This window comes from Streptomyces sp. NPDC029292 (genome assembly GCF_055569295.1).
Genome location: NZ_JBVHXR010000019.1, coordinates 148893 through 159424 on the forward strand (window position 1 = coordinate 148893; position 10532 = coordinate 159424).

At 68.1% G+C, this 10532-nt stretch carries 7 protein-coding genes and 2 pseudogenes; 3 read left to right on the plus strand and 6 right to left on the minus strand.

Features of this window, described 5'->3' with window-relative positions:
* Positions 1-86: 86 nt before the first annotated feature.
* The 5 genes from ACZ4WS_RS34725 to ACZ4WS_RS34745 all read right to left on the minus strand — a co-directional run bounded on the left by ACZ4WS_RS34725 (position 87) and on the right by ACZ4WS_RS34745 (position 7508).
* Entirely contained in the window at positions 87-2567 is a 2481-nt protein-coding gene (locus ACZ4WS_RS34725; protein WP_467986774.1) for a carbohydrate binding domain-containing protein, read from the minus strand.
* A gap of 211 nt (positions 2568-2778) precedes the next feature.
* On the minus strand, positions 2779-3636 hold the full coding sequence (locus ACZ4WS_RS34730) for a glycoside hydrolase family 43 protein (RefSeq protein ID WP_467986775.1): 858 nt from the start codon (positions 3634-3636) through the stop codon (positions 2779-2781).
* Positions 3637-4319: 683 nt separating this feature from the next.
* A complete protein-coding gene (locus ACZ4WS_RS34735) occupies positions 4320-5246 on the minus strand; it encodes a carbohydrate ABC transporter permease (protein ID WP_467986776.1) in 927 nt (308 codons plus the stop codon).
* 29 nt (positions 5247-5275) lie between these two features.
* Positions 5276-6148, minus strand: a complete 873-nt coding sequence (locus ACZ4WS_RS34740) for a carbohydrate ABC transporter permease (RefSeq protein WP_467986778.1) — start codon at positions 6146-6148, stop codon at positions 5276-5278.
* A gap of 91 nt (positions 6149-6239) precedes the next feature.
* Positions 6240-7508 (minus strand): ABC transporter substrate-binding protein, encoded by a 1269-nt coding sequence (locus tag ACZ4WS_RS34745; RefSeq protein WP_467986779.1) that lies wholly within the window; start codon positions 7506-7508, stop codon positions 6240-6242.
* Positions 7509-7997: 489 nt separating this feature from the next.
* Here ACZ4WS_RS34745 and ACZ4WS_RS34750 point away from each other — a divergent pair, with 489 nt between their 5' ends.
* A complete protein-coding gene (locus ACZ4WS_RS34750; protein ID WP_467986780.1) occupies positions 7998-9020 on the plus strand; it encodes a LacI family DNA-binding transcriptional regulator in 1023 nt (340 codons plus the stop codon).
* Between the two features lie 17 nt (positions 9021-9037).
* On the opposite strand, the gene ACZ4WS_RS34755 is transcribed toward ACZ4WS_RS34750, so the two are convergent.
* Positions 9038-9394 (minus strand): response regulator transcription factor, encoded by a 357-nt coding sequence (locus ACZ4WS_RS34755; protein ID WP_467986781.1) that lies wholly within the window; start codon positions 9392-9394, stop codon positions 9038-9040.
* Between the two features lie 363 nt (positions 9395-9757).
* On the opposite strand from ACZ4WS_RS34755, the pseudogene ACZ4WS_RS34760 reads away from it, so the two are divergent.
* Together ACZ4WS_RS34760 and ACZ4WS_RS34765 are read left to right on the plus strand one after the other, a co-directional pair.
* Positions 9758-9907, plus strand: a pseudogene (locus ACZ4WS_RS34760) (DUF6336 family protein); the annotation flags it as partial.
* A gap of 294 nt (positions 9908-10201) precedes the next feature.
* Positions 10202-10312: pseudogene (locus ACZ4WS_RS34765) on the plus strand (DUF779 domain-containing protein); the annotation flags it as partial.
* Positions 10313-10532: the final 220 nt, after the last annotated feature.

A 10532-nucleotide genomic window follows, 5' to 3' on the forward strand; every position in this document is an offset into this window, starting at 1 on the left:
TCCGCCCTCGGACGGCCCGTGGGCGGATCGGATGCACCGACCCGCCCACCTTCGCTGAAACCTTCCTTCCAGGAAATCGGTCGTGGTCAGGAAAGCTTGATCAGGGTGTAGTCGTCGCAGTAACCGGCCGAGGCGCCCGCGTCCTTGTAGCAGTAGACGGCGGCCGAGGTGTTGGTGCTCCCGGTGGTGAAGAAGACGGGCTGCTGGGAGTAGGCGGTGGTGGAGGTGCGCAGGTAGGTCTCGGTGCCGCCGAAGCTCTTCACACCGACGGCGACCTGCTCACTGCCGCTGGCCACCTTGGCCCAGCCGGCCAAAAGGTAGGTACCGCTGGACGCGAGACCGGTGGCGGACTGCTCGACACCGCTCGTGGCGGCGCCGGTCTGCAGTGAGTAGGTGCCGGTGCGGGCGTTGGAGGCGACCACGTCGGACTGGGCGCCGCTGCCACTGCGGGTCCACGGGCTCAGGGAACCGGTCTCGAAGCCCGCGTTGGTCAGGACATTGGACGGCGTGGAGATCCGTTCCACCGCGAGGTCGTCGCAGTTGCCGGTGCCGGTGCCGCCGGTGTTCTTCCAGCAGTAGACGAGGGCCGAGGTGTTGGTGCTGCCGGTGGTGAACAGCACCGCGGCCTGGGAGTACGACGTCGTCGCCACGTTGGTGAACGTCTCCGTACCGCCGTAGTTCTTGACGCCGATGGCGAGGGTCTCCCCCGCGTTCGCGACCTTGGCCCAGCCGGTGAGGAGGTAGGTGGTGTTCGGGCTGAGGCCGGTCAGGTTCTGGTTGGCGCCGCTGCCGCTGGCCTGGGTGGTCAGCGCGTAGCCGCCGGTGCGGGCACCGGAGAAGGTGACGGAGGGGGCGGCGCCGCTGTTGGTCCAGGGGCTCATCGAGCCGGTCTCGAAGCCGGCGTTGGAGACGAGGTTGCCGCCGGTGCCGTTGTAGGCGCCGATGTTGGGCGCGGCCGTCGCGGAGACGGTGTTGCCGAAGGCGTCCTTGCCACCGTTGTCGCTGATGACCGCTCCGGCCCGGATCACGGGCGAGGAGGGGTGGACCTGGTAGGCGTTGGTGCCGGTGAAGGACGAGGAGGTGTCCGCGTTGCCGGGGTTGCGGAACTCGGGGTCGGTCACGACCTTGGCCGAGTCGGCGGGCTCGGAGGACGGGTGGGTGCCGTAGAAGAGGTTGTTGGAGTAGACGGAACCTGAGCTGGTGGTGAAGTAGCCGCCGGTGCCGTAGTTGAAGACCGCGTTGTTGCGGAAGGAGAGGGTTCCGGTGACGCTCCCGCCCCGGCGCGAGTACAGGATGGGGGTGTTCAGACCGCTCTTGTTGACGTAGACGCTGTTGTTGTAGATGAGCGGGACGGCGACCGAACTGCCGCTCTGGTTGGGGATGTTGCCGACGAAGTGGAAGACGCCGGTGCCGTGGGTCGGGGTGCCGGCGGCAGGGCAGCCCGCGTTGGTGCCGTCGTTCTCGCTGATGTTGTAGCGGATCACCGTGCCGTCACTGGGGACGGTCGAGGTGGGCTCGTTGGCGATGGTGAAGGGCGGCATCACCAGCATGAAGCCGCCGAGGTTCTGGTGGCTGTAGTTGTACTGGAACGTGGTGTTGTGGTTGCCCCAGTCGACGTCGTAGCCGGTGCCGTCGGCGCCGTTGACGTGGCAGTAGACCTCGTTGTTCTGGACCACGGTGTTGGAGCTGCCGGACATCCAGATGCCGGCGGAGGCTCCGTTGCAGTACTGGCCGGAGGGCGGGCAGGTGTTCTTCGCGCCGCCGTAGCCGGCCTTGTTGCCGTCGATGAGGGCGCCGTCGTTCTTCACGACGAGGATGTCGTCGGCACCGTCATAGGTCATGGTGTTGCCGCGGATGACCGTGCCCGTGGTCAGGCCGGTGCCCTGGCCGTCCCCGTCCGGGGTGACGGCGACGGCGATGCGGTCGACGTGGTCGAAGATGTTGTTCTCGACCACCACGTCGTCCCAGGTGGAAAGGGGGGTGGTGTGGTCGGTCTGGACGCCGACGCCCGCGTTGGTGCCGTACCAGCCGCCCGCCCAGCCGCTGATGTGGTGGATGTTCATGTCGTGCACCCGAATGTGGTGCAGGACGCCGCCTGAGCTGTTCTCGGCGAGGACGCCGGAGCGGTAGGCGGGCGAGGACGCCGCGTTGGTCAGCTCCAGGCCGCCGATCTCCCAGTACTGCTGGTTGAGCAGGTGGATGACCGGACCGGTGGCGCCGTTCGCGTCGATGACCGGCTTGGCGCCGCTGCCGTACGCGCCCATGGTGATGGGGCTGCCGGAGGTGCCCGAGCCGGCGGGGGTGAGCTGGCCGGTGCAGGTGGTGCCGGCGGCGAAGAGGATGCTGTCGCCGGCGGCGAAGGTGGCGCTGTTGACGCTGCCGACCGAGTTCCAGGGGCTGGACTGGGTGCCGGTGCCGTTGGTCCCGGCGGAGCAGTTCACGTAGTAGGAGGTGCCTGCGGCCAGGGCGGCGGGGGCCGGGAGGAGCAGGACGCCCGCCAGGGTGGCGAGCAGGGTGAGGATCCGGGACGCCCTGAGGACCGGGCGGTCCGTTCTGCGACGCTTCATTGCGACGCTCCTTGGTGGGTGAAGTGTCCTCCGCGCCGCGGGATGCGAAGCGGATCTTCCTGCACCGGGCGGGCCGCCCGAAGCGGTTACGCCCGGAGTCTGTGGCGCGGCCGTCGCGGTGGTCGGCCCTGCGCGAGCGGCTCATGGGGCAGGAGGAGCTGAGCCCCGGCAGATCGCGCGGGACTCGCCCCGACCGCGATGAGCGGTCGCCTTACCGCGGTGGGAGTGATGTCAGGAGGGGCGTTTCGAGGACGGAGGCATGTCGCATGCCCGGCGGCAGAGCCAGGGAGACGGGCTCCCAGTCCACGCCGTCCTTGCTGCGGGTCGCTCCGTACCTCCCTTCGAGGAAGTGGTCGAAGATCATGATCATCTCGTCTCCGCGGTGGAAGATCGACGGTCCTTCCACCACGGAGGGTGTGACCGGTCCTGTCAGGGAGGTGTACGGACCACCGGGGGTTTCGAAGGTGGTCAGGTGGATGTCCTTGTGAGCGGTGGCGAGGTCATTGGTGCCGCGTTCGTCCTTGTAGGCCATGAGGAATCCGCCGCCGTCCAGTTCCTGCACGGTGGCGTCGATGACCGAGTGCGCGGGGTCGAAGAAGAGACCGGGGGCCGAGAATGTTCTGAAGTCCTCGGTGGTGCAGTGCCAGATGCGGTGGTTCTGGCCGACGTGCTCGAAGTCGCGGCCCTCGGCTGTGCTTCCGGCTTCGACGACCGAGGACCAGATGAGGTGGTACAGCCCGGTCCTGCGGTCCAGGAAGAACTCCGGCGCCCAGGCGTTGAGGGCACCCTCCACGTCGGCCATGGCCGGGAGAAGTTCCTGAGCCGACCACGTGAGAAGGTCGGCCGAGGTGGCGTGGACGATGCGGGGGCTCGTCCAGCCGTCGGTGGCCAGCAGATGGAACAGGCCGTCGGGGCCCATCCCGATGAACGGATCCCGCAGTCTGCCGGTGCCGACCGTGCCTCGCAGCACGGGCCGGCCGCCGTTCACCGTCGCGAATTCCTCGCCGTCGTGGCTGTAGGCCAGGTGGAGCGCCTCGTCGGCGTCGGTGAAGTATGAGACCACGTACATCGGTGGATGGTCCTTCCGGGACATCGGGGCAGGGGGTGCCCCTGGACGGTGAGGTCGTCGTGTGCCTTCGAACCCGCGGATCAACAGCAGTTGTGTGGATGACCGGGGGAACGGGTGCGATCGGACAGGCCGGTTGAGGGGCCGGTGTCGAGGACGCCGGCGCTGAGCGGGGCCGCTCTTCTCAATGGCTGATCCTGTGGGTCGCCCGCGAGTGGTCCGGCCCGGTGTAGGGCGGCAGAGGCGTGTCCTGCTCCCACCGTGTGCAGGCCGACCGGCGCATCGTGATGCCGGTCCGGCCATCCGTGGCAGAGGGCGGAGGTGCCTGCGGTGCCCGGTGTGATCCCGGCCCGCCGAGTTCCGGGCCGCGGATCCCTGGGCGAGTTGCCCGGACCCCTGGGCTCGAGGCGTGTCGGCCGGTCATCCGGCTCCGGAGCGGACACCTGGACGCTGATCCGCAGGGGCGGCAGAACGCGCCGTCCTTTGACGATCCCCGCCGCTGGATCGAGTGCGGCTACGGCCGAGAGGGCGTTCCGTACCCGGTCGGCGGTGGTCATGGCGCTGACTCCGCGCTCGGCGTGGGGACCGGACGTCTGCCGGGCCCAAAGCGATGTGGGACCGGCCGACGGCCATGGCCCGGCTTCGTCTTGGGCACCGGGCAAGGGACATGGACGTGCCCGGGTTCATCACTTGACCGCGCCGGCGGACATGCCGGCGACCACCTGGCGCTGGAAGAAGACGAAGATGAGCAGCAGCGGCAGGACACCGAGCAGGGCGGCCGGGAACAGGGTGGTCGGCTGCACGGTATGCGGGTCCATGAAGGAGTACGCGTTCACCATGACGGTCCGCTTGCCCGGGTCCTGGAGGAACACCAGGGGAACCAGCAGGTCGTTCCAGATCTGCAGGGAGACGAAGGTCAGAAGCGTGCTGGTGACCGGTCGCAGCAGCGGCAGGATGATCGTGAAGAACGTACGGAAGGCGCCGCAGCCGTCGAGTGCCGCCGCCTCCTCCAGGTCCGTCGGGACCGAGCGGATGAAGCTGGTGTAGAAGAACACGGCGACCGGGAGGTTCAGGGCCGTGTAGATGAGGATGACTCCCGCATAGGTGTCGAGCAGGTTCAGGTCACGCATCAGCAGGTACAGCGGCGCCGCCACGACGAACACGGGGACGGACGTGCCCAGGATGAACAGCCGGTACACCGCGGTGGACCAGTGCCGGGTGATCCGGGCCAGCGGATAGGCGGCGAGCGAGCCGATCACGGTGACGGCCACGCACGAAAGGCTGGTGATGAGCAGGGTGTTGAGGGTGCTGCGCCCGTAGTGGATCTGGCTGAAGGCGTCGGAGAAGTTCTTCAGGGTCAGCGAGTGCGGGATGCCCAGCGGGGAGCGGGCCACGTCGGCCGCGGTGCGCAGCGAGGTGACGACCGTGAAGAGGAACGGCAGGACGAACAGGAGCGTGCCCAGGCACAGCAGGACCGTGCCGAGGCCACTGGTCAGCCGGCGCAGCGGGTTGCGGGACGTCCCGGATGTCGTACGAGGACGGGTGGGGACCCGGGGCTTGCCGACGGGAGAGGGCTGGGCCCCGATCGGCGGCGAGGTGATGTCTGAAGTCATGGTGGCGATCCGTCAGCTTCCGTCAGATTTCAGATTCGTCGCTCGCGGAGCCGGAGCAGGGAGGAGGTGGCGCTGGACAGGACGACCACGGTCACGAGAAGGACGACCGACAGCGCGACGCCGTAGGCGAACTTCCCGCCGCCGAAGACGTTCCGGTACACGAGCAGGGTCAGTGTGTCCGTGGCTCCGGCGGGGCCGCCGTTGGTGAGGACCAGGGGGAACTCGAAGACCTTCAGCGAACCGATGAGGCTGAGCGTCACGTTGACCGTGAGCGCGGGGGCGAGCAGCGGCCATTCGATACTGAGGAAGCGCCGCCAGCCGCTCGCGCCGTCCAGCGCGGCCGCCTCCAGCAGTTCGGTCGGCATGCTCATGTAGCTGGCGAGGAAGATCGCGCAGGAGTAGCCGGTGAACATCCAGATGTTGACGGCGGCCACCGAGTACAGGGCGGTGGAGGTGTCGCCGAGCCAGACGTGGTTGAGGCTGTGCAGGCCGACCATGTCGAGGAGCGCGTTGATGCCGCCGGTCGGGGCGAACAGGTACGACCAGATGAAGGCGGCCATCACCGGTGAGATCAGCGTCGGCGTGAGCAGCACGACGTTGAGCACCTTGCGGACCCCGGGGCGGCGGAACAGCATGCTCGCGAAGAGCAGCCCGAGGCCGTTCTGTACGACCACGACGACCGCCGCGTACAGGACGGTGTGCCACAGGGCGTCGGTGACGGTCGGGTCGTCGACCATGGCACGGTACTGCTGGGTGCCGACGAAGTTCGCGATCGGGCCGCCGAGGCTGTCGGTCATGCTCAGATAGACGCCTCGGGCCAGCGGATACAGCATGAACACGCCGTACACGACGATCGCCGGAAGCAGGAAGGCGGCCATGGTGGCGCGCCGTCGGTGGAACACGGGGATCCTCCTCTTGCCGGGAACGGCCGTGGTGGGGCGGGTCGTGAGCCGTCTACCGCGCCCGCACCACGGCTGACCGGGGGTGGCCGGGTTACTTGGCGGACGCCGCGGTCTGGATGTCCTTGAGGGTCTGCGCGGCGGACGCCTTGCCCAGCAGGTACGCCTGGAGCTTGGAGCCGGTCGTGGTCTCGGCCGCGGCGGCGTACCAGGAGTTGGACGGGAGGATCCGGTAACGGCCGTCCTTGAAGGCCGTGGTGAAGGCCGTCGTCTCGGTGCTCTCCGGCGTCGTGCCGCCCGTGAACGGCGACTCCGCGTGCTCGGCCTCGAGGTACTTGGCGAGGTTCTCGCTCTGCGACCAGAACTTGACGTACTCGCGCGCCGCGTCACCCTGCTCGGACTGGGAGTTGACGGCCCACATCGTGCCGGAGAACAGCATGCTGTTGGGCTTGGTGCCCGCGGCACCGCCCGGCCAGGGCGCGAAGGAGACCGGGAAGCCGGCCTTCTTGACGTTGGAGACCTGCCACGCGCCCTGGTACCAGAAGGCGCTCTTGCCCGCGCTGAAGTCCTGCGGGCCCTGCGACCACTCGTCGACACCGATCTGGTTCTTCCAGTCGACGTACCCCTTGTCCTCCAGGGTCTTCAACTGCTCCAGCGAGCTCTTCCAGTCCGGGTCGAAGGACGCCTTGCCGTCCAGGAAGTCGGCGTCCCACTGCTTGTTCTTGTCGTAGACGAGGGTCGATCCGCTCGCCTGGAAGACGGAACTGCCGGTCCACCCGGACTTGTCGGGCAGCGCGATGGGGTTGATGCCGGCCTTCTTGACCTTGGCGAGGTCCGCGAGGAACGTCGGCCAGTCGGCGGGGACTTCGGTGATGCCCGCCTTCTTCAGCAGGTCCATGTTGGCGTACAGACCGATGCCGATCAGCTCCATCGGCATGGCGAGCGTCTTGCCGTCGGACTGCGCGAAGGGCTTGGCGTCGGGGGCTATCTTGCTCGCCCACGACTCCCCGGACAGGTCGGCCAGGTACCCGGAGGCACCCCACTTCTTCATTCTGTCCGTGTCGACCATGATCACGTCGCCGGCCTTGCCGCCCAGCAGCTCGGGCTGGAGCTTCTGGGTGTAGGTGTCGTTCGCGGTGATGTACTCGAAGTCGACCTTGATCTTCGGGTGGGCCTTCTCGAACGCCTTGTTGATCTCCGCGACATTCGCCGGCTCCGCGCCGCCGCCCTTCCACGCCTCCACGTGGATGGTCACCGTGCCGTCGGCGGCGGCACCGGACGACCCGCCTCCGCACGCGGCCAGCGACATCGCCATGGCGGCGACCGTGGTGGCGACCGCGAGACATCTCCCAGAACGCTTCATTGCACACCTCACCCGTCGGTACGGACCGACTTGTCATGTCTGAAGGGGTTTTTGAATCGATCAGCCTGTGCCGTGTGGGTACAGCGCTGATACGTGTGGAAAAGGGGCCGGTCGACCCGAGTTGCGGCGAACGTTGCGTGCCGATGGCGGGGACTGTAACGCAAAACTTAGAGGACATCTATACGTAACTTTCCGTGGCCGACTCGCCGATTGAAGTCGCCGCGCCCTTCCGGGCTCCCCGCGCAGCCCTCACGCCTTCCCTGATGGCGGGGCTGAGGCTCGCGCCCACAGAAGCCTCGTTGACGCCCCACTCGCGTTATCGTTAAAGTTTCCCTGAGTATGTGGCGACGACGGAGGAAGACCAGGCCCTAAGGTCTTCGCGTGCCGGGCTCCGAGCGGCCGAGCGCGGTTCGACGAGGCGGCACCTCGCCCGGGGATTCGATGAACGGCCTTCGGTTCGACCGAAGTCGGCAGGCAGAAGGAGTTTGGGTGGCAGGGCGGGTGACCATCGCGCAGGTGGCCGAGGAGGCCGGCGTCTCCGCGATGACCGTGTCCAATGTCATGAACGGCAAGCCGGGGGCCTCCGAGGAGACCCGGCGCCGCGTCATGGAGGTGGCCGGGCGGCTCGGATACCGGCCGAACGTCTCGGCCCGTAATCTCAAGGCCGGCCGCAGCGGGCTCGTCGGCCTGATTGCCCTGGATCTGACCAGCCAGTACGGACTGGAGATCCTCCGCGGCGTCGCCGACGAACTGGCCGGTGCCGAACAAGAGCTACTCGTCAACGCCTCGTACCACGACGCGGTGCGGGAGAAGGACCGGATCGAGTTCCTGGCGCGTGGCCTCGTCGACGGTGTGCTCATGATCGCGCCCGTCCTGGAGGACGAGACGGTCGAGCTGCTGCGCCGGCAGAAACTGCCCTGCGTCATCATCGATCCTCGGCGCCTGGACGTACCACTGCCTCGGCTGAGCGTCGACAACTACCACGGGATGCGCCAGGGCACGCAGCACCTGATCGACCTGGGGCACACCCGGATCGCCTACCTCCGCGGCGAGGAGGACCTCGAGAGCACGTCCATCCGCTTCCAGGGCTTCGAGGACGCGATGCGGCTGGCCGGGCTGAAAGTCGACCAGCAGCTGGTCGCCTCGTGCGACTTCTCCTATGCCAGCGGCTTCCGCGCCGCCTCTCGCTTGATCGCCGATCACCGTCCGACGGCTGTCGTCGCCGGTGCCGATCTGATGGCGCTCGGAGCCATCGACGCCGCACGGGCGTGCGGTCTCACGGTGCCCACTGACTTCTCGGTCGTCGGCTTCGACGACCTCCCGCAAGCGGCGCAGAGCTTCCCCGGTCTGACCACCGTGCATCAGCCGCTGCACGACATGGGCCAGAAGGCAGCCCGAGCGCTGCTCTCCGTCATCGAAGGGCAGCGGTTGCTCATGGAGCACATGGAGGTGGGCACCCATCTCGTGGTACGCAACTCGACCGCCCCGCCACCCGGCGGCGGTGCGGCGTGACCTACGTGAGGGCGGGACTACGACCGCAGTCGCAGTCCTGACAAGTGGGCAGCCGACGGGGCTCGTGAGGCCCGAGTCGTAGGCAATACGACCGCCTTCACACGGTCACACAGGCCCAGTTTGGTCAGGGCCTTTCCGAAGTGGGTCTTCACGGCCGCCCCCGCGGTGAACAGGCGGGAGGCGATCTCGCTGGAGGGCAGACCCTGGGTGGCCGGCGCAAGCACCTCTCGTTCGCGCATGGTCAGGTCTTGCTGTGCCTCGCTGACGCGCTGCGCTTCGCTGCCTGCGGTCACCCCGACGCGCAGGGGGATACCGCGTCGGACGGCTTCGGCGATGTTCGACCGGGTGCGGCCATGGCTGGGACGGCCGGTCATCGCGTTGTGATCCGCGCTGCTGTCGGAGTAGTCAGGCCCCCGACCACGCGTATTTCGTGTCGTGACCAGCAGTGATGCAGAGGGCAAATTCTGGTGAGGGCAACCGAAGTCGAAGGAGTTGCCGCAAGAGATGGCGCATCCCTTGCTGCACGAGATGTGCTGTGCGGCGGCTCGCTGGCGAGCGGCCGTCGGCTTTCCGGGCGCCGTGCGCGAAAGGACGTCGACGGGCACCGCGGCTGGCCGCGATGCCTCTGCTCGAGGACGAGACCGGCGGCCGCCGCATCGGTGTTGTCTCTTCGTCTGTGGGGCGTGGAGCCGAGGACGGCTTGCCCGGGTGGCATCAGGTATTGACGCGACTGGCACACAGTCACCGGTCAGACGGACGGCGTCACGATGAATGCGCCAGTTCTCATATGGGCTCTGCGCCATCGCCCTTGTGCTCTTCTCGGCGCCCTCGGGCTCCACCACCTGGTCGACAACGCTGCGTACGACAGCTGCCTGTATGGGAGGTAAGCACCGCGAAGTAGGGGTGCCGGCTCCACTTGAGATTCTTATGCGCGCCAGGTGAGCGGGGCAGCTGGCCGTCGCCGGGCGGCAGTGGCTGTGCGTCCGCGGCACTGGCCTCCGGACTGCCGTGGTCGGGTCTGTGGTCGGCCCCGACCACGCACCCCCGGCCCCACCCCGCAGCTGTGCGCGGCCCTCGTACGCAACCGCCTCCGGGTTGCAGGGTGAGGGCTGTTGCTCGTGCGCACCGAGGGAGAGGCACGTGCGCAGCCAGGCGCGGACGGCGGTTGCGCAACCACTTCCAGCGACACCCGGCTGATCGTCGACGTCGTGGCGGGCCGGGGCAGCGGTTTCTCGCTCGAAGCACCCGAAGGAGTGCGTTTCCTCATCCGTTCCCGTCTCGTCGGCGCCTAGCCATCGCGATGGCCATCGGTCATCTGGTGCACTCCCCTTGAGTCCTATGAGAGCTGACGAGACATCAGGAGGCACGGTGACGCGTCGCAGCGGACGGTTCAGAACGGTATTGACGGTTGTCGCGGCATGGAGTGCGCTGGGGGGGGGGGGGGGGGGGGGGGGGGGGGGGGGGGGGGGGGGGGGGGGGGGGGGGGGGGGGGAGCAGCCGCCCCCCTGGGTT